17 protein-coding genes and 2 tRNA genes are annotated in these 18,336 nt (G+C 55.5%); 11 read left to right on the top strand and 8 right to left on the bottom strand.

What is annotated here, in order from left to right:
- Window positions 1-87: 87 nt before the first annotated feature.
- The 5 genes from M3668_RS00660 (at window position 88) to M3668_RS00640 (ending at window position 4,971) form a co-directional block, all read left to right on the top strand.
- Window positions 88-489 carry a YraN family protein gene (locus M3668_RS00660; RefSeq protein ID WP_251378910.1) on the top strand — a complete coding sequence of 134 codons (402 nt, stop codon included), beginning with the start codon at window positions 88-90 and terminating at the stop codon, window positions 487-489.
- Complete coding sequence (locus tag M3668_RS00655; protein ID WP_251378909.1) at window positions 489-2,042, top strand: YifB family Mg chelatase-like AAA ATPase; 1,554 nt, start codon at window positions 489-491, stop codon at window positions 2,040-2,042. Before M3668_RS00660 ends, M3668_RS00655 begins: the two co-directional genes overlap by 1 nt.
- Window positions 2,039-3,307, top strand: a complete 1,269-nt coding sequence (gene dprA, locus M3668_RS00650) for a DNA-processing protein DprA (protein ID WP_251378908.1) — start codon at window positions 2,039-2,041, stop codon at window positions 3,305-3,307. The genes M3668_RS00655 and dprA overlap by 4 nt, the downstream gene beginning before the upstream one ends.
- Before the next feature lie 112 nt (window positions 3,308-3,419).
- Entirely contained in the window at window positions 3,420-4,415 is a 996-nt protein-coding gene (locus M3668_RS00645; protein ID WP_251378907.1) for a tyrosine recombinase XerC, read from the top strand.
- A gap of 16 nt (window positions 4,416-4,431) precedes the next feature.
- Window positions 4,432-4,971 (top strand): DUF3145 family protein, encoded by a 540-nt coding sequence (locus M3668_RS00640; protein ID WP_251378906.1) that lies wholly within the window; start codon window positions 4,432-4,434, stop codon window positions 4,969-4,971.
- A 79-nt stretch (window positions 4,972-5,050) separates the two neighbouring features.
- Here M3668_RS00640 and fabF read toward each other — a convergent pair whose 3' ends face one another.
- The 5 genes from fabF to aceE all read right to left on the bottom strand — a co-directional run bounded on the left by fabF (window position 5,051) and on the right by aceE (window position 11,864).
- Complete coding sequence (gene fabF / locus M3668_RS00635; protein ID WP_251378905.1) at window positions 5,051-6,316, bottom strand: beta-ketoacyl-ACP synthase II; 1,266 nt, start codon at window positions 6,314-6,316, stop codon at window positions 5,051-5,053.
- Between the two features lie 105 nt (window positions 6,317-6,421).
- Window positions 6,422-6,661 carry an acyl carrier protein gene (locus M3668_RS00630; RefSeq protein ID WP_185174557.1) on the bottom strand — a complete coding sequence of 80 codons (240 nt, stop codon included), beginning with the start codon at window positions 6,659-6,661 and terminating at the stop codon, window positions 6,422-6,424.
- A 252-nt stretch (window positions 6,662-6,913) separates the two neighbouring features.
- Window positions 6,914-7,939 (bottom strand): beta-ketoacyl-ACP synthase III, encoded by a 1,026-nt coding sequence (locus M3668_RS00625; RefSeq protein ID WP_251378904.1) that lies wholly within the window; start codon window positions 7,937-7,939, stop codon window positions 6,914-6,916.
- 18 nt (window positions 7,940-7,957) lie between these two features.
- On the bottom strand, window positions 7,958-8,869 hold the full coding sequence (locus M3668_RS00620; RefSeq protein ID WP_251378903.1) for an ACP S-malonyltransferase: 912 nt from the start codon (window positions 8,867-8,869) through the stop codon (window positions 7,958-7,960).
- Between the two features lie 253 nt (window positions 8,870-9,122).
- Window positions 9,123-11,864, bottom strand: a complete 2,742-nt coding sequence (aceE, locus tag M3668_RS00615) for a pyruvate dehydrogenase (acetyl-transferring), homodimeric type (protein WP_251378902.1) — start codon at window positions 11,862-11,864, stop codon at window positions 9,123-9,125.
- A 346-nt stretch (window positions 11,865-12,210) separates the two neighbouring features.
- Between aceE and M3668_RS00610 the strand changes: the two genes are divergently transcribed.
- The 5 genes from M3668_RS00610 to gnd all read left to right on the top strand — a co-directional run bounded on the left by M3668_RS00610 (window position 12,211) and on the right by gnd (window position 15,013).
- A complete protein-coding gene (locus M3668_RS00610) occupies window positions 12,211-12,627 on the top strand; it encodes a DUF3052 domain-containing protein (RefSeq protein WP_251378901.1) in 417 nt (138 codons plus the stop codon).
- A 270-nt stretch (window positions 12,628-12,897) separates the two neighbouring features.
- Window positions 12,898-12,970: transfer RNA gene (locus tag M3668_RS00605), tRNA-Val, on the top strand.
- 56 nt (window positions 12,971-13,026) lie between these two features.
- Window positions 13,027-13,102: transfer RNA gene (locus M3668_RS00600), tRNA-Val, on the top strand.
- A 147-nt stretch (window positions 13,103-13,249) separates the two neighbouring features.
- On the top strand, window positions 13,250-13,441 hold the full coding sequence (locus tag M3668_RS00595) for a hypothetical protein (protein ID WP_251378900.1): 192 nt from the start codon (window positions 13,250-13,252) through the stop codon (window positions 13,439-13,441).
- A 93-nt stretch (window positions 13,442-13,534) separates the two neighbouring features.
- Window positions 13,535-15,013 (top strand): NADP-dependent phosphogluconate dehydrogenase, encoded by a 1,479-nt coding sequence (gene gnd / locus M3668_RS00590; RefSeq protein WP_251378899.1) that lies wholly within the window; start codon window positions 13,535-13,537, stop codon window positions 15,011-15,013.
- Between the two features lie 66 nt (window positions 15,014-15,079).
- Here gnd and epsC read toward each other — a convergent pair whose 3' ends face one another.
- From epsC to msrA, 3 genes are all read right to left on the bottom strand, one after another.
- The gene (gene epsC / locus M3668_RS00585) at window positions 15,080-15,664 is read right to left on the bottom strand and encodes a serine O-acetyltransferase EpsC (protein ID WP_251378898.1); all 585 of its coding nucleotides are present in this window, start codon (window positions 15,662-15,664) and stop codon (window positions 15,080-15,082) included.
- A 132-nt stretch (window positions 15,665-15,796) separates the two neighbouring features.
- On the bottom strand, window positions 15,797-16,723 hold the full coding sequence (gene cysK, locus M3668_RS00580; RefSeq protein ID WP_251379674.1) for a cysteine synthase A: 927 nt from the start codon (window positions 16,721-16,723) through the stop codon (window positions 15,797-15,799).
- 75 nt (window positions 16,724-16,798) lie between these two features.
- Window positions 16,799-17,323, bottom strand: coding sequence for a peptide-methionine (S)-S-oxide reductase MsrA (msrA, locus tag M3668_RS00575; protein ID WP_251378897.1), 525 nt, complete (start codon window positions 17,321-17,323; stop codon window positions 16,799-16,801).
- A gap of 105 nt (window positions 17,324-17,428) precedes the next feature.
- Here msrA and M3668_RS00570 point away from each other — a divergent pair, with 105 nt between their 5' ends.
- Entirely contained in the window at window positions 17,429-18,322 is an 894-nt protein-coding gene (locus tag M3668_RS00570) for a Nif3-like dinuclear metal center hexameric protein (protein WP_251378896.1), read from the top strand.
- The last annotated feature ends 14 nt before the right edge of the window (window positions 18,323-18,336 follow it).

The raw sequence follows: 18,336 nt of genomic DNA, 5'->3' as shown, positions 1-18,336 counted from the left end.
CTCCACAGCCTCACATCCTCCTGTCTTTGGTGATGGACAGCTGGCAGGGTAGTGCTCAAAGAACCGAGTCACAGAAATGAGACCGACATGAGCAGGACGCTGACCGCCACTACTCCTACCCAGGTAGGGAGGTGGGGCGAGGATATCGCACTCACCATTTTGCGCTGTAATAGCTATGCGCTGCTAGAACGTAACTGGCGCCCCCATACAGAGCCGGGCAGTGAACCGATTCGTGGGGAAATAGACCTGGTCATGATCGACCCCGAGATGAACCTGGTATTTGTTGAGGTTAAAACCCGGTCAAGTGAGCTTTTCGGGCACCCGCTAGAAGCTATTTCAAGGGATAAGTCCCGGAAATTGAGAGCGCTGGCCTATGCCTGGTCTAGAAGTCACGATACACAGGATTACAGATCTATGCGTATTGATGCAGTATCTATTTGTGGCAATTCCCAGCATTTCACCTTCGAACACCTGACGGGGGTGGCTTGATGGGTTTTGCTCGTACCTATTCTGTAGCGCTAGTGGGTATTACTGGTCACCTCGTAGAGGTTGAGGCTGATATCTCAGCCGCCCTTCCCGGGTTCGTTTTGTTGGGACTACCTGACACCGCGCTCAGTGAATCAAAAGATCGGGTGAGGTCGGGAGCTAAGAATACGGGGTTGCCGTTGCCGCAGCGCAAGCTGACCGTCAACCTCACTCCGGCTACTCTGCCTAAGCGCGGTTCAGGTTTTGACCTTGCGATGGTGGTAGCAGCCCTGCAAGCTGAAGGTGAATTGGAGCCCTCAGGTTCTACAGTCTTCTTGGGTGAGGTGGGTCTTGATGGCGGTTTGAGAGCTATACCTGGGGTACTGCCCGCGGTGAAGGCAGCGGTGGACGCCGGTCACCACCGGGTGGTAGTTCCGGCTGATAATGCAGAAGAAGCTGCTTTGGTCATGGGGGCAGAGGTTTCTAGCTTTGGTTGTCTGGCCGAGGTATTTACGGCCTTTGGGGCTAAAGAAGCAGGTAAGCTGCGTCATCCTGCCCAGTCCCACAGCACAGCCAACTCAAAAGACACTCCTGAACAGACTTTGAGGCCTGATATGGCTGATATAGCCGGGCAGAGCGAGGGGAGGCTAGCTCTTGAAATCGCGGCAGCTGGCGGGCACCATATCCTCTTCAATGGTCCACCGGGGTCAGGGAAAACGATGCTGGCAGAACGGTTAACTAGTATTTTGCCCCAGCTCGATGATGAGGCGGCAATGCAAGTTACCGCTCTTCACTCCTTGTGTTCCACCGGGTCGCCCCGCAAAGAGTTGATTCGCACCCCTCCCTTTGAGGCACCCCACCACACAGCAAGCTCCCCGGCTATTTTGGGCGGTGGTTCGGGGATACCTCGCCCGGGAAGTGTGTCAAAAGCCCACCGGGGGGTCTTATTTTTAGATGAAGCGCCGGAGTTTAGGCGTCAGGTTCTGGACTCGCTCCGTCAGCCTCTTGAGAGTGGGCAGGTGGTGATTGACCGGGCGGTAGCATCAGCGACTTACCCAGCACGGTTTCAGCTGGTCATGGCGTCCAACCCCTGCCCCTGCGGTATGAACGTGGGTAGGGGGCTAAACTGCACCTGCACCAGCCGCGAGCGCCGCTCATATTTTGGCAAACTCTCTGGCCCGTTACTGGACCGTATTGATTTGCAACTAACGGTGCCAAAGGTTACGGCTGCTGAGTTGGCCGGTGCCGGCTCTAACGAATCTTCTGAGTCTATACGGCAGCGAGTGACTGCCGCCCGTTTGGCGCAAGCTGAGCGGCTGCGTGCCTTCGGTTTGCTGACCAATGCTGACACCAATGGCAAGATTCTGCGTGGGCCGCTCAGATTAGATGCACACCTGACGGGGGAGTTGAATTCTGCTATTGACCGGGGAAACTTGACTGCCCGTGGCTTTGACCGAGTGCTACGTACGGCCTGGACCCTAGCAGATTTAGATGGGGTCTCTACCCCAACTAAAGACCATATTGATCTTGCTCTCTACTTCAGGGACCTTGGAAAAGAAAGGTTGGAACACCAATGACCGTATATGAAACTGAACCTCAGAAGCTGGAGCAAGAGCCTCTTGAGCGAGAACAGCTGGAGGCTGTACGCCGTGCACGCGGTGAGATCATGCGCATCGCTGATCCAGAGGACGCCTACGTTACAGCTCTTATCCAGCTCTGCGGGCCGACTGCTACTGCGGATTACCTAACGGGCAGGCGGGAACTCACCGTCTCTGATATGAATGAGTTCTTTGAGGCTGGTAGTGACCTGCCTCAGACAGTGATGCAGGGGCTATATGATGCGGTACAGCACCGGCTAGAGCGTTGGACGACGCGTCGTCAGGGTATAACAGCTGAGCAGGACGCCCGTTTTGCTGCTGCCTATTCCGCTTGGTTGTGTGTGCCTGAGGATCAGGACTGGCCCGCCGCTTTGCACGACCTGGCAGAAAAGGCGCCTTACGGGCTCTGGGGCAGGGGAGACCGCCGTCTTCTCAAGGCACTGAGAGCGGATCAGAGCGTGGCTGTCGTAGGATCACGTGACCTCACCTCCTACGGCACCTCAGCTACATCTCATCTTGCCGGTGACCTAGCGTCAGCCGGGAACACGATTATTTCTGGTGGTGCCTTTGGCGTAGATGCTACCGCTCACCGCACTGCTTTAGCGGTCTCAACTGCCCGCCTACCCACCGTGGCTTTCATGGCGTGCGGAGTTGACCGTTTCTACCCCCGGCAGAATGAGAAACTCCTTGATGAGATTCTGCAGGGCGGTCTGATTTTCAGCGAGGTTCCGCTGGGCCAATCACCGACCCGCTATCGTTTCTTGCAACGTAATCGACTGATAGCAGCTATATCCTCAGCCACCGTTGTGGTCGAGGCACGCTGGCGCAGCGGGGCACTCAATACAGCTAACCATGCTCTTGAACTGGGCCGGCCTGTCTACGCCGTGCCCGGTCCCATCTTCTCACCCAGTTCGGAGGGGTGCCACCGTTTGATCAGGGATGGTCTGGCCCAGCTCCTCACCGATGCTCGGCAGATCGAAAGGGGAGAACTTTTACTGAGCGAAGAACCAGAGGCAAGTTTATTTGGCCCAGCAAGTGCTTCTCAACAACTGACCGACTGCCTTCGCGATGTACAGCGCAGGGTGTGGGATGCCTTGCCGGTACACCGCTATGCTTCAGTTGACAAAATCAATGCTATCTGTGGTCTTCCCCTGAGAGAGCTGTTGGTCAGTTTATCTCAGCTTAAGACTCTGGAGCTTGCTGAAACTAACGGTGCTGGCTGGCGAAAAAAGGAAAAGCGCTGACCCCTCCTGCTCTTTTCTACACGGCATGCTATGTTTTCTAGCCCAGAGTAGAATGAAAAAAGCTAGGCGCAAAAGGGCCGGGTAAACGAGAGAGCAGGGAAGGAAGTTTGGCGTGGAGAACACCTCAGCTAACAGTGCCTCCGACCTACCCACCACCCTGAAAATTGGGGCAGGAACCCTCGATACCGACCGCGAATACACCCGTGCCCTAGAAGCCTACGAACGCTACCTAACCTACGAGCTCCATCGTTCCCCCGAGACCATCAAGGCCTATCTCTCAGACTTGTCTGACTTCTTTGCCTATGCTCTGCGGCACGGAACCACTCACCTCAGTCACCTTGACCTCACCATGATGAGAGGTTGGCTAGCAACGCTCAACTCCAGACAAGCACGAGCCTCACTGGCCCGTAAGACCTCCACCCTGCGTCGTTTCTTCACCTGGGCCGAGGAAGAGGAACTGGTGCAGGGTAACCCAGCCCGCAACCTCAGCACCCCCAAGAAAGCATCAAAGCTGCCGCAGATTCTCAGCAAAGACCACCTCAAGACTCTGACAACCACCCTTGAAACAGCGCTAGCTCAAGAACCGACTAACCCACGCCTCCTGCGTCTCAATGTCGTGGTTGAAATTCTCTATGCCACCGGCATCCGCATATCAGAGCTCACTAATCTAGACCTCACCAGCGTGGACCGCACCAACCGCACCCTGAGGGTTATCGGTAAGGGCGATAAGGAGCGCGTCGTGCCTTTTGGGCTACCAGCGCTCGCTGCTCTCAACTCATGGGTACAAAAGGGGCGGCCGCAATGGTTACCTCAAGCTCCGGCGTCACCGCAGATTGCCCTTTTCATCGGGGCCAGAGGTAAGCGAGCCAACCCACGGCAAATCCGAGAAGACCTCACCAGCTTGCTACTTACCCTAGATGACACACAGGCGACCGGTGCCCACGTTTTTAGGCACACGGCTGCCACCCACATGGTCGATGGCGGTGCAGACATCCGAGCCGTGCAAGAACTCTTAGGGCACAGTTCTCTTGCTACCACGCAGGTTTATACGCACGTTTCGGTGGAACGTTTAGCTCAAACATATTCACGCTCCCACCCCCGCGCTTAGACCACGATAGAAAATCATGACAGCTCTACCCCCTCCTCTGAGTCAGCCTTCACATCAGCATCTGAAGACTGGTGGCCACCTTTTCATCCATGCTGCTCCTTCAACCATAACCCCGCACCTTCGGTGGGCCATCGAGAGCGTAGTAAAAAATGCTGTAAGCCTGAACTGGCAAGAGCAAGCGGCCCGCCCCGGTCACCAGCGAGCGGAGCTCAGCTGGTCAGGTCAGCAGGGAACCGCAGCTCAGCTCGCCTCAGCACTCAGGGTCTTCGATGGTATCTTCTTTGAGGTGACTGAGCGAGCCACCCTCACCACCGATGCCGTGCGCTTCATGTACACCCCATCTTTAGGTATTTGCGCTGTAGGGACCGATGTGCTGGGTAACTTCACGGTCACCGAAGACCGAGTCAAGTACGCCTTTGAACAGGCTGAAGGTAGCTTTGAGGCACTGTATCAGGAATTCTCCCTCATGCTGGGTGAGCCCTGGGACGAGCAGCTGGAGCCGCTGCGCGCCGCTAGTTCCCAAAGTAATATCACCCACATCAACCAAAAAATGTAGGCAACTGGCATAAGCCCGGGAACAGCAAGGGGGCGGCACCACCAGGTGCCGCCCCTAAAGGATTAACTCTAACTAGACTCTAGACGCTGCGGAAGGCCGCTACAGCGTTATGCCCACCAAAACCAAATGAGTTAGAAACAGCTGCAATGTCACCTGCGGGCAGGTCACGAGCATCAGTCACTACATCAAGGTCAATCTGAGGGTCTTTGTCCTCAAGATTAATAGTGCAAGGAGCCTTACGGTGGTGAAGTGCAAGAACAGTTAGTACTGCTTCGAGGGCGCCGGCGCCACCTAGAAGGTGACCGGTCATTGACTTTGTGGCTGATACTGCCACCGAACCGGTATGATCGCCGAAAACCTCACGCAGAGCTAGTGACTCGGGAACATCGCCCACGGGGGTAGATGTTGCGTGCGCATTGACGTGAACGACCTGCTCAGGTGAGATTCCACCGTCTGCCAGAGCCTCTTGAAGTGCGCGGGTAGCACCCAAGGCCGAGGGATCCGGGGCTGTGATGTGGTGGGCGTCAGCAGAGACTCCGGTGCCAGCAAGCTCAGCGTAAATACGTGCGCCACGAGCTTTAGCATGTTCCTCTGATTCAAGAATCAGAGCGGCTCCACCCTCACCCATCACAAAGCCATCGCGACCGCTGTCGTAGGGCCGGGAAGCAGCAGCCGGGTCGTCGTTGCGGGTAGAGAGAGCCTGCATTTTAGCGAAGGCGCCGATAGTCATGGGGTGGATAGCTGCCTCAGAGCCACCGGCGATAACAACGTCAGCCTTGCCAGAACGAATCAGCATGAGAGCTAAATCAAGGGCTTCGGTAGAAGAAGCACAAGCGGAAACCACAGTCTGAGCTGAACCGCGAGCCTTGAGATTCATGGACACTGCAGCCGCATTAGAGTTGGGCATCAGCATGGGCACGGTCATGGGAAGCATACGGCGAGGGCCCTTTTCCCGCAGAGTATCCCAGGCGTCCAGCAGAGTCCAGACTCCACCGATACCGGTGCCAAAAGCAACGGCGGTGCGCAATGGATCGCACTCTTCAGCCTCTTCTGCGTCCTTGCCGCTAAAACCTGCATCCTCCCACGCCTCACGAGCGGCTACCAAAGCCAGCTCACCGGAGGGATCAAGTCTCTTGCTCTCAACTTTAGATAGACGGCCAGATTCAACCGCAGCGACGGCTACCCGGCCTGCAATTGAAACGGGCAGCTCGTACTCCGTCACCCAGGGCTCATCAATGGTGGTGATACCTGAAACCCCGGCGAGGGCGTTTTCCCAGGTAGTAGGAACATCCCCGCCGATGGGGGTGGTTGCACCGAGGCCGGTGACAACGACTTTACGAGACATCTGTGCGTCCTTCGAACTAAGTCTTGAGTGAGGGAGTTGAACCGAGAGATATATAAAAGAGGTTGGGCGCGGAGGAATCCGCACCCAACCCTGCCGGGGGTAAACTTATGCGTTTGCGATGAAGTTTACTGCATCACCCACGGTCTTGAGGTTCTTTACCTCTTCGTCGGGAATGGTGACGCCGAACTTCTCTTCTGCATTAACAACGATGGTCATCATTGAGATGGAATCAATGTCGAGGTCTTCGGTGAAAGACTTCTCGAGCTGAACGTCCTCAACCTCAACGCCGGTTTCTTCGTTGACGATTTCTGCAAGGCCTGCGAGGATTTCGTTCTGATCTGCCATGATGGCTCCTTTGTCTAGGGTGTAGCGGCATCTGCCGCTGAAGGTAGGGTGCTCTAACCCCTCTCAAGAGGTCAAAGCGACATCTAGCAGCTACTGCTACTTTTAGTCTTCACAGTTGAGTGTAGTCTCTCCAACGGGGTTTGACCGGCTTATCAGGCCCACTATTTTTGAAATAAACCTAACATTTTTTTCAAAAAAGGTTTGGATGAGGTGAGTGAGAGTTAGTCAGTTCCCCCTAGGGGTGGAGAGGCTTTAGGGGAGGACGACCACCTGGGCGGCAAAGACGAGACCAGCGCCGAAACCGATCTGCAGGGCAAGCTTGCCTGACAGTTCAGGGTGCTCATCAAGCAGAGCATCTACTGCCAGAGGCACGGAAGCAGCTGATGTGTTGCCTGCACACTCAATATTGCGGCCTACGAGGACGGTGTCGGGGAGTTTGAGTGTTTTGACCATCTGGTCGATGATGCGCATATTGGCCTGGTGGGGCACAAAGGCGCCGAGATCTTCGGCGGTGATACCCGCAGCGTCTAGGGCTTGCTGTGCGACCTTAGCCATTTCCCACACTGCCCAGCGGAAAACTTTCTGACCATCCTGGCGTAGGGTGGGCCAGATTTTCTCTCCCTCTTCAACGGGATGAGTAACAAAATCACGGTTGCGAATCTCAAGGATGGAATGGCTCATGCCTACAGCTTCCCAGTTGGCGCCATCCGATCCCCACACGGTTGGCCCTATGCCGGGGGTCTCTGAGGGACCAACTACGGCTGCACCGGCGCCATCGCCCAGGAGGAAGGAGATGGTGCGCTCGGTGTTATCAATAAAATCTGAAAGCTTTTCAACACCAATCACCAGGACGTTCTGGGCTGTGCCTGCCTTGACGAGGGCATCAGCCTGGGCTACCGCGTAGCAGAAGCCTGCGCAAGCAGCTGAAATGTCGTAGGCAGGTGCCTTGGAACCAACACCGTCGGCAACCAGCGCAGCAAGGGAAGGCGTAGCGTGCGGGTGGGTTACGGTTGCAACGATAACCGCATCCAAATCTTCACCAATGATACCTGAGTTGGCGAGCGCGTCCTTGGCTGCTGCCACAGCAAGATCGGTAATGGAAAGGTTCTCTGATGCGCGGTGGCGGGTTTTGATGCCGGTGCGCTGGACGATCCATTCATCTGATGAATCGATGGGGCCAGCGATGTCATGGTTGGTGACATCAAGGTCACCGCGGGCTGATCCGTAGCCAAGAATGCGTGAGTAGCGGTTGGGTTCCGCCTGCTTGAGGGTAGGCACTTAGATGTCCTTTCAGTGTTAGGCAGAGAGCGCTACGGTGAGCGCGTTAAGGTCGTCGGGGGAGTTAATCGCTGAAGCGGGTGTGCCACGCAGACCTCGCTTTGCCAACCCCACTAGGGTACCGGCCGGGGCTACCTCTACGAGGTGTTCAACACCTGCTTCTGATAGGGACGCCATGCACAGGTCCCAGCGTACAGGGCGGGTCACCTGCGCTACCAGGGAATCTAGTGCAGCGGAACCGCTCCTGACAGCGGCACCGTCAAAGTTTGAGAGAAGGGCTGAAGTGGGGTCCTTAGGCGTCAGGGTGTCCGCAAAATCAGCGAGGGGCCCCTGAGCAGCTTCCATGTAAGAGGTATGGAAAGCGCCAGCTACCTTGAGCGGAATGATACGAGTTTTAGCTGGCGGGTTTTCAGCAAAAGCGGCTAAATTCTCTAGCGAACCAGCAGCAACGATCTGGCCGCCGCCGTTTGAGTTGGCCGCAGTCAGACCGGCAGCAGAAATGGCCTCGCGGATATTGTCCTCAACTCCGCCCAGTACGGCACTCATGCCGGTGGGTGTAGCCGCTGCAGCTTCAGCCATACCGTTTGCTCGCACGCGAATAAATTTCATGGCTTCTTCTTCGGTGAGCACCCCAGCCAAGGCAGCAGCGGTAATTTCACCCACCGAATGTCCTGCAAAAATAACGTCGCGGTCGCCGAGAAATCTCTGTGCTAGCTTGCCCGTTACAAGACCAGCTGCAACAATCAGTGGCTGAGCGATAGCAGTGTCCTTGATGGTCTCCTCGTCAGCTTCAGTGCCGTAGCGGATGAGGTCAAGGTCGGCTGCAGCTGAAAGTTTTTGCAGGTGCTCACTCACACCGTCCAGCTCTAACCAAGGGGTTAGAAAACCGGGCTTTTGAGCTCCCTGACCTGGACATAGAAGGGCAATCACAGGGGTGAACCACCTTAGAAGTAGCGTTGTCTTTTCAAGAAATTTGAAAGTTTCTTGAATCTTTTTCAAATAACTATCCTACTCCTCTTTTGCCCTCCACCTGGTAGAAGATTTGCGTTGTGCAGACCACAAAGATAAAGAATCAGTCGCTTATCCCTCAAAGATGAGCGACACCGAATTTTTAGTAGACGAGAAAGGGCTGCTATTCCCCTACTGGGGGGAATAGCAGCCCTTGAGCTACCTAGTGGTAACCTTACGCGTCGCCACCGGCGTTACCGGAGGTACCAGCGTTGATGTTGTTCAGGTCGTACTTAGCAAAGGCCTGAGCGGGAGTGTCGGCAGCAACTTCACCGCGCTTTGCCAGCATCTGCAGGGTACGGACAACGATGGATGTTGAGTCGATCTTGTAGAAGCGACGAGCACCTGCACGGGTATCTGAGAAGCCGAAGCCGTCAGCGCCCAGGGTTGCAAATTCGTTGGGAACGAACTGGCGCACGCCGTCCATGAGGTCGGTCTGGTAGTCAGATACTGCAACAATCGGGCCGGTTGCGCCCTCGAGCTGAGCCTCTATGAAGGGCTTGCGCGGGGTAGCTGCCGGGTCTTTGAGCAGAACACGCTCTGCATCGAGACCGTCACGGCGTAGGTTGGTCCATGAGGTCACTGACCAAACATCAGCAGAAACGCCCCATTCCTCAGCCAGCATCTGCTGAGCCTCCAGTGCCCAGGGAACGGCCACACCTGAAGCGAGAAGCTGGGCGCGGGGGCCATCGTTCTTGGCTTCTGAGAGGCGGTAAATGCCGCCAATGACCCCGTCAACATCGAGGTTCTCGGGCTGAACAGGGTGCTGGATCGGCTCGTTGTAGACGGTGAGGTAGTACATGACGTTATGGTCTTCATCGCCGGTGCCATACATGTGCTCGATGCCGCGCTTGACGATGTGCGCGATTTCGTAACCGTAGGCGGGGTCATAGTGAATAACCGCGGGGTTGGTGCCGGCCAGGATCGGTGAGTGACCGTCCATGTGCTGCAGACCCTCACCCGTAAGGGTGGTGCGGCCAGCGGTACCGCCGATGATGAAGCCTCGAACCAGCTGATCGGCGGCTGCCCAGAAGGAGTCACCGGTGCGCTGGAAGCCGAACATCGAATAGAAGATGTAGACAGGAATCATGGGTTCGCCGTGGGTATCATAGGACGAGCCAACAGCGGTCATTGCTGCAACACCACCGGCTTCATTGATACCCACGTGAATGATCTTGCCCTCGGGTGATTCCTTGTAGGCAAGCATGAGTTCACGGTCCACAGCCAGGTAATTCTGACCGTTGGGGTTGTAAATCTTAGCGGTGGGGAAGTAGGAGTCCATGCCGAAGGTGCGTGCCTCATCGGGGATGATAGGCACGATGCGGTGGCCGAAGTCCTTTTCACGCATGAGGTCCTTGAGCAGGCGAACGAAGGCCATGGTGGTGGCAGCCATCTGCTTGCCGGTGCCCTTGAGCGCACCCTTGTAGGCCTTCTCGGAGGGCAGGGGGATTTCGGGCTGGATATTCTTACGTCCGGGGATGAAACCACCGAGCTCTGCGCGGCGTTCCATCAGGTACTTGTACTCTTCTGAGTCCTTACCGGGGTGGTAGTAAGGAGGGTTATACAGGTCGTTCTCCAGCTGTTCGTCAGAGATGGGGATGCGCAGATGGTCACGGAAGCGCTTGAGGTCATCCATGGACAGTTTCTTCATCTGGTGGGTCGCGTTGCGAGCCTCGAAGCTAGCACCCAGGCCGTATCCCTTGACGGACTGCGCCAGGATAACGGTGGGCTGACCCTTGTGATCCACTGCTGCCTTGTAGGCGGCGTAGACCTTTTGGTAGTCGTGAGCACCACGCTTCATGGCCCAGATTTCCTCGTCGGTCATGTCGGCGACGAGTTCCTTGGTTTCGGGAGTCTGCCCGAAGAAGTGCTCGCGGATGAAGCCACCGGACTCTGCTTTGTAGGTCTGGTAGTCGCCGTCCAGGGTTTCGTTCATAACGCGGACGAGCTCACCGGAGGTGTCCTTTTCGAGCAGGGAGTCCCACTCCCGACCCCAAAGAACCTTAATAACGTTCCAGCCGGCACCGCGGAAGAAGGCTTCAAGTTCTTGAACGATTTTGCCGTTACCGCGAACGGGGCCGTCCAGACGCTGAAGGTTGCAGTTCACCACGAAGGTGAGGTTATCCAGCTTTTCGTTGGCAGCCAGCTGCAGTGCGCCGCGTGACTCGGGCTCGTCCATTTCGCCGTCGCCCAGGAATGCCCAAACGTTCTGGTCGCTGGTGTCCTTGATGCCGCGGTTGTGCAGGTACTTATTGAAAGATGCCTGGTGAATCGCGTTCAGGGGGCCAAGGCCCATAGATACGGTGGGGAACTGCCAGAAATCGGGCAGGTTACGGGGGTGGGGGTAGGAGGGCAGGTGGGTGCCTTCCTTGGTTTTCTCCTGGCGGAAACCGTCGAGCTGCTCTTCACTGAGACGGCCTTCGAGGAAGGCGCGAGCGTAGTTACCGGGGGATGAATGGCCCTGGAAGAATAGCTGGTCGCCGCCACCGGGGTGGCTACGGCCGCGGAAGAAGTGGTTGTAGCCTACTTCGTAGAGGGTCGCCATACCTGCGTAGGAGGAGATGTGGCCGCCCACGCTGATGGTTGCCTTCTGTGCTCGCTGAACCATAACGGCAGCATTCCAACGCAGAATGGCGCGGTAGCGGCGTTCAACCTGCTCGTCACCGGGGTATTCCGGCTCTTGGTCTACGGGGATGGTGTTAACGTAGTCAGTAGTGGTCACCATGGGGACGGTGATTGACTTCTGGCCTGCGCGCTGCATGAGTGAGCGCACGATGAACTGGGCGCGCTCGGTGCCGTGAGTCTCGACGAGTTCGTCGAAGGATTCAATCCACTCGCCGGTCTCTTCGGGGTCAATGTCGGTGAAGCTGTTTGTCAGCGCACTCAAAACGTGATCGTTCGTTTCTGAGGGTCCCACGAGCCAACCTCTCTATGTTGTAGGTATAGCGCACCATTTGGTGATAAATGTGCGGTGCGCTGGGTGTTGGTGTCTTTAGCAACATTAGGGTCGCTCAGACAACTTATCTACTATGGTGTCACAAAATGGCACTCTGGCGGTCTTCACGCCGGGATTATTAGGTGTGAAATAGCTGTCACTTCACCTATTTTTTCTTATCAGCGAAATTTGATGCCACCCTTTTGGTCGTGTTCTGTTGCTTTGAGCGGTGTTTACGTGTTCAGTGGTAGATGAACTGACGATGCTCCACATCCGGGTGGGGCTCGGTGAGGGCAGTAGTTGCCCGCTAACTTCAAGGAGGACGTTCGTGAGCGAGACTCGTGCCGCTGACAAAGATGCGGTAGTCAAGCTTGGTTTCAAGGATGGGGATCTCATCCAGGAATTTGGGTATGACGATGATGTTGATTTTGATCTTCGAGATGATCTTGAAGATTGCATCGGCTCGGAGATTCTTGACGAGGACGACCAGGAAGTCGTGGATGGCATCCTGCTCTGGTGGCGAGAAGAAGACGGCGACCTGGTAGATGGGTTGATGGATGTTCTTTCTTCTCTCGATGAAGGCGGTGTGGTGTGGCTACTGACCCCTAAGGCTGGCCGTGATGGTTATGTCGCCCCGGGAGAAGTTCAGGAAGCGGCACCGCTGGCCGGCTTGCACGTCACCACGACTGAAGCTGCCTCTAAAGATTGGGCTGCTACCCGTCTGGTGATGAAGCAAAGTAAATAAGATATTCCTACACAAACCCCGCACTGTTGTCTCTAACGTGCGGGGTTTGACGGTCTCAAGAGAGAGCCAGCAGGCAATACTTCTAACATTCACTTAACTCAGCGTAAAGATGTTAGGAAAATTTTTTTCACTGATTTTCCCCTGAATTCTGGGGGCAAACAGTGCTCTAGACGATTTTTTATGGCGAGCGGTGCCTCTTTCGGTTTGCGAGCGGCGAACGGTCTGTGTAAAGTATTTCTTGTTGTCAAGAGCGCAAGCACGCGACACGATGGGTCTTTAGCTCAGCTGGTAGAGCGCCACGTTTACACCGTGGATGTCATCGGTTCGATCCCGGTAGGACCCACGAACAAAACCTCGGTTTTGTCAGTTAGTTACTTGCAGTAACTAATAACTCAATAAGGGTCTTTAGCTCAGCTGGTAGAGCGCCACGTTTACACCGTGGATGTCATCGGTTCGATCCCGGTAGGACCCACCATCTAAAGCCTCGCAGTAATCTGCGAGGCTTTTTGTTTCTGCTGGTTTAACAGTTCTGGCATGATAGTCGGTCTAGTTTTCTTGGCGCTAGACTGGGAAGGTCGCCCCGACGTCCTACCTTCTTCTGACCGCTACCGGAAAGCCACCTGTGAAACGCAACTTTAAGCCCCGCAACTTTACCGCTGTGTTCCTCTCTATTATCTGGTTCCTGGTGTCTGTTTCATTTATTATTCAGGGCATGATGGTTCAGCTGTGGATAGGTTTTGCTGTAGTTGCTCTCATTATTGGCGGGCTGGCTGTGTGGGTTCTTTTCACTGATACATATGACCGGGAGCAGTAGAGGGTTGCCACCTGGCTCCCAGCATGTGAACGTTTTGTTTCTCTCATAGCGCGTACGCCCAAAAATAGGGCAAATCAGCGTAATCTAAAAGGCATGACTGAAACTAATACTGAACGTAAAGCACAGATTGGTGTGACCGGCCTTGCCGTGATGGGCGCTAACCTAGCACGTAACTTAGCACGTAATGGCTACACCGTAGCTCTTCACAACCGCTCGGTTGAAAAAACTGATGCCCTCTTAGCTGCACACAGCGCTGATGGCGATTTCATTCGTACCGAGACCCTTCAGGAGCTCGTAGATTCACTCGAATCACCACGCCGCATTCTGATCATGGTGAAGGCCGGCTCACCGGTTGATGCCGTGATTGATCAGCTGGTACCCCTGCTCGATGAAGACGATGTCATCATTGACGGCGGTAACTCACACTTCCCCGACACCATCCGACGTGAGCGAGCACTGGCTGAGAAGAACCTGCACTTCGTGGGTATTGGCGTTTCAGGCGGCGAAGAAGGCGCGCTCAATGGTCCCTCCATTATGCCTGGTGGATCAGCTAAGGCTTATGAGTCGCTCGGGCCGCTCTTAGAAAAGATTTCGGCTAAGGCTCCTAATGGTGAGCCCTGCTGTGCATGGATTTCAACCGATGGTGCCGGCCACTTTGTCAAAATGGTGCACAACGGTATCGAGTACGCAGATATGCAGGTCATCGGTGAGGCTTATGACCTCTTGCGTTCAATTGCCGGTGTTGAGCCTGCTGCTCAGGCAGAAATCTTCAAGCAGTGGAATACCACTGACCTGAACTCCTACCTCATTGAAATTACTGCTGACGTTCTGGCTCAGGTTGATGCCAAGACTGGCAAGCCCCTGGTCGATGTCATTGTTGATGAGGCTGGCCAAAAGGGTACCGGACGCTGGACGGTGCAGGCAGCTCTTGACCTTGGTGCTCCCGTATCAGGTATCGCAGAATCAGTCTTTGCCCGTGCACTGTCTTCAGGTAATCCTGAGGCACGTCTACAGGCTCAGCAGCAGCTTCCGGAGGGACTGATCGCTACCACCGCTGTAGCCAATGGTGATGAGGAGTTCATTGAGGACGTCCGCAAGGCTCTCTTTGCCTCAAAGCTGGTTTCTTACGCTCAGGGTATGGATATGCTGGCTAAGGCCGGCGCTGAATACCACTGGGATTTGAAGCTTGATGTGATTGCTAGCCTCTGGCGTGCCGGTTGCATCATTCGTGCTGAGCTGCTGGGCGAAATTATGGATGCCTACAAGAGCGAGACCCCCGCTAACATGCTGCTGGCTCCCGCTTTCACCGCCCTGCTCGAGGATCTCGTACCCTCCTGGCGTCGTGTAGTCGCTAAGGCAACTGCTGAAGGTGTGCCAGTGCCGGTTTTCTCTTCGTCCCTGTCTTACTACGACGCCCTGCGCCGTAAGCGTCTTCCCGCAGCCCTGATTCAGGGCCAGCGTGATTTCTTCGGTGCTCACACCTACGGTCGTATTGACTCAGAGGGCATGTGGCACACCGAGTGGAGCGGCGATCGCAGCGAAATCAACGCTGAAGATAGCCACACCCACTAGGAAACTTATCTCTTCTAAGAGTAAAAATGCCCCTGAGCTGTAAGGCTCAGGGGCATTTTGTGGTTCTTAGATCCACATGGTGGGGTCAACATACTCTACAGCGTCCACCAGGGGTAGCTTGGCGTCCTCGGTACGGGGCCGGGAGCGGGCTGGGATGCCCGTGATGATGGAATCTTCTGGGTGATCGTGTACTACCACTGAGTTGCCACCAATAGCTGAATCAGCACCAATCATCACCGGACCTAGCACCTTAGCGCCTGCACCGATAGTAACCCGATCCCCGATGGTGGGGTGACGCTTTCCCTTCTCCAAAGAACGCCCGCCCAGGGTGACACCGTGATAGAGCATCACATCATTACCCACCTCCGCGGTTTCACCGATGACCACGCCCATGCCATGGTCAATAAAGAAGCGGCGACCAATGATAGCGCCCGGGTGGATTTCTATACCGGTCAAGAAGCGGGTGAACTGGCTGAGAGTTCGAGCTATTGACTTGGTGCGCTCTTGCTGCCAGAGCTTGTGAGCTAGACGGTGTGCCCAGATAGCGTGCAGACCGGAGTAATTAATCATAATTTCAGCTGGGCCGCGGGCAGCGGGGTCGTGGGTGCGGACCGTTTCCAGATCCTCACGCAAACGCGCCATAAAACTCATTGTTATCCTTTACCGTGCAAGCATCTCTTCATGTTGAGTATAACCGCTGGTAGGGGCAAACATATTCCTGTTTTACCCAAAAAAGCGCCACCGCCGAAAATTTCGGCGGTGGCGCTCAGCGGGCTTTATTGTTTAACCGCGGATATCTTCGTATAGAAGGGTTGAGATGTAGCGCTCACCGAAGTCACACACGATAGCTACAATCAGCTTGCCAGCGTTCTCGCTCTTTTTAGCTTCTTCCAGTGCGGCCCAGACCGATGCACCGGAGGAAATGCCACCCAAGATGCCTTCATGGGTGCCCAAAGCACGAGCCGTTGAGACAGCGTCCTCAATACTGACATCAGCAACAGCGTCATAAATGTCACGGTTGAGGGTATCGGGAACAAAGTTGGCTCCCAGACCCTGGATTTTGTGGGGACCAGCCTTGCCTTCGGTCAGCAAAGGGGAGTCCTTGGGCTCTACCGCAACAATTTTGATGTTGGGGTTTTTCTCTTTCAGGTACTTTCCAGCACCCGAGATGGTGCCACCGGTGCCGATACCTGCTACAAAAATGTCAATCTTACCCTCGGTTGATTCCCAAATTTCGGGGCCGGTGGTCTTGTAGTGCACGGTGGGGTTAGCTTCGTTGCTGAACTGGGAGGCCAGGACGGCGTTTTCGGTGCTGGCAACGATTTCTTTTGCCTTCTCTACAGCACCACGCATACCCTCAGAACCGGGGGTCAGAACAATCTCGGCTCCGTAGGCGCGGAGCATGACACGACGCTCGTTGCTCATGGTCTCAGGCATCGTCAGAATGACCTTGTAACCGCGAGCTGCGCCCACCATAGCCAGAGCAATACCGGTGTTACCTGAGGTGCCCTCTACGATGGTGCCACCGGGCTTGAGCGCGCCTGCTTTTTCAGCTGCGTCGATGATAGCTACGCCAATACGGTCTTTGACGGAGTTAGCGGGGTTGTAGAACTCGAGCTTGACGGCTACGTTGCCAGGCAGGTTCTCGTCCAAGCGGTTAAGACGGACGATGGGTGTACCGCCGACGACCTCAGTGACATTGTTGTACATTTTTGACACGGGTTAGCCTTTCGGGTTATTGACTAAGAAGGTTCAGTTTTATTCTACGAGAATTGGGTAGCTGGGCTAAGAGAGAAGAAACGTGGCGTAACGTTGGCGCACTTTTGAGAGTTTGGGATTGATGACAGCCATGCAGTACCCCTGGTAGGGGTTGCGAGCATAGTAGTTCTGGTGGTACTCCTCTGCCTCATAGAAAGTGCCCAGGGGCTCAAGTACAGTTACCACCCGGTTATCCCATACCTGGTTGGCTCGTTCAATCGCCCTTTCAAAGATGGCTTTTTGCTCTTCATCAGTGTAGTAAAGGGCCGAGCGGTACTGGCTGCCGACGTCCGCTCCCTGGCGGTCCCAGCTGGTGGGGTCATGGGAGGTGAAGAAAATATCGAGAACCGTGTCAGCATCAATGATTGAGTCGTCGAATTCGACCTTAACTACCTCTACGTGACCGGTGGTTCCGCTGCACACCTGCTGGTAGGTGGGGTTGGGGTCAGCGCCCCCGGTGTAGCCTGAGATGCTGGCAGTGACACCCTTGATATTGCGGTATACGGCGTCGATGCACCAGAAGCAGCCTCCGCCTAAAACAAAATTCTGCATATATCTGTAACCTTCTGGGCGCCCTAAATATTCCGGCGAATAGAACACTGTGCCCGCTGATGCGTTGAACTTCTCAGTAGGCTACCCAAATGAAAGAATAGGGGCATGACTGATACGAAAATACCTACCCTCCATGATGTGGTGACGGCCTTTCACGAGATTTTCCCCCCGGCTTGGGCCGAAAACTGGGACGCTAGCGGTCTTGTGCTGGGCCGAAAGGACGCGCCCGTGCTCACTGTTGGCTTTGCGGTAGATGCCACGGTGAAAACCGCCGCCGAAGCAGCAGAACGCGGGGCCGGTCTGCTCATTACCCACCACCCGCTTCTGCTGCGCGGTGCTTCCTTTCTACCTGATACTGACTACAAGGGCGAAATCACCCACACCCTGATCGAAGCGCGCTGCGGCCTGCTGGCCGCCCACACCAACGTGGACTCAGCCCCCCACGGCACAAACGACGCGTTTATGGACATGCTCGGCATCAGCGAACGTCAGGTGCTAGCTGATGACCAGAGCGTTGAGGTCAACGGCAGCCAGGTGCAGGTAGGCATCGGCAGGGTTGGTCGGCTACCCCTGCCTATGACACTCAAGGAACTAGCTGAAAAAATCGCGGACTTTCTACCTGCCACCGCAGCAGGGCTACGCGTTGCCGGGCGGGCAGATACTCAAGTGCAAAAAGTGGCTTTGTGCACCGGTGCTGGGGACTCTCTTTTCAAAGAGGCACTCAAGAGCGGCGCAGATGTCTATATCACCGCTGATTTACGCCACCACCCAGCATCAGAACTCCGAGAAAACGCTCTGATAGCCGGCGGTCCGGCGCTCATCGACTGCTCACACTTCGCCAGCGAATGGTTGTGGATGGACGGCGCAGCTCAGCTGCTCACCGAACGCTTAGCGGACCGTGGGTTCACCATCAGCACCTATATTTCTGATCTCAACACCGACCCCTGGGACTTCACCGTTTCAACCGGGAAGATGAGCGGTTCAGCCAGCACCCGCTAACTCCAGCTACGGCC

The organism is Rothia sp. P100, from assembly GCF_023712425.1.
GTDB lineage: Bacteria > Actinomycetota > Actinomycetes > Actinomycetales > Micrococcaceae > Rothia > Rothia endophytica.
This window is presented reverse-complemented; position numbering and strand designations above follow the sequence as displayed.

What these genes read in the sequence shown, in the direction of transcription:
- M3668_RS00660 (WP_251378910.1), top strand. Translation starts at nt 88, where the DNA reads ATGAGCAGGACGCTGACCGCCACTACTCCTACCCAGGTAGGGAGGTGG.
- M3668_RS00655 (WP_251378909.1), top strand. Translation starts at nt 489, where the DNA reads ATGGGTTTTGCTCGTACCTATTCTGTAGCGCTAGTGGGTATTACTGGT.
- dprA (WP_251378908.1), top strand. Translation starts at nt 2,039, where the DNA reads ATGACCGTATATGAAACTGAACCTCAGAAGCTGGAGCAAGAGCCTCTT.
- M3668_RS00640 (WP_251378906.1), top strand. Translation starts at nt 4,432, where the DNA reads ATGACAGCTCTACCCCCTCCTCTGAGTCAGCCTTCACATCAGCATCTG.
- fabF (WP_251378905.1), bottom strand. Translation starts at nt 6,316, where the DNA reads ATGTCTCGTAAAGTCGTTGTCACCGGCCTCGGTGCAACCACCCCCATC.
- M3668_RS00630 (WP_185174557.1), bottom strand. Translation starts at nt 6,661, where the DNA reads ATGGCAGATCAGAACGAAATCCTCGCAGGCCTTGCAGAAATCGTCAAC.
- gnd (WP_251378899.1), top strand. Translation starts at nt 13,535, where the DNA reads ATGACTGAAACTAATACTGAACGTAAAGCACAGATTGGTGTGACCGGC.
- epsC (WP_251378898.1), bottom strand. Translation starts at nt 15,664, where the DNA reads ATGAGTTTTATGGCGCGTTTGCGTGAGGATCTGGAAACGGTCCGCACC.
- cysK (WP_251379674.1), bottom strand. Translation starts at nt 16,723, where the DNA reads ATGTACAACAATGTCACTGAGGTCGTCGGCGGTACACCCATCGTCCGT.
- msrA (WP_251378897.1), bottom strand. Translation starts at nt 17,323, where the DNA reads ATGCAGAATTTTGTTTTAGGCGGAGGCTGCTTCTGGTGCATCGACGCC.
- M3668_RS00570 (WP_251378896.1), top strand. Translation starts at nt 17,429, where the DNA reads ATGACTGATACGAAAATACCTACCCTCCATGATGTGGTGACGGCCTTT.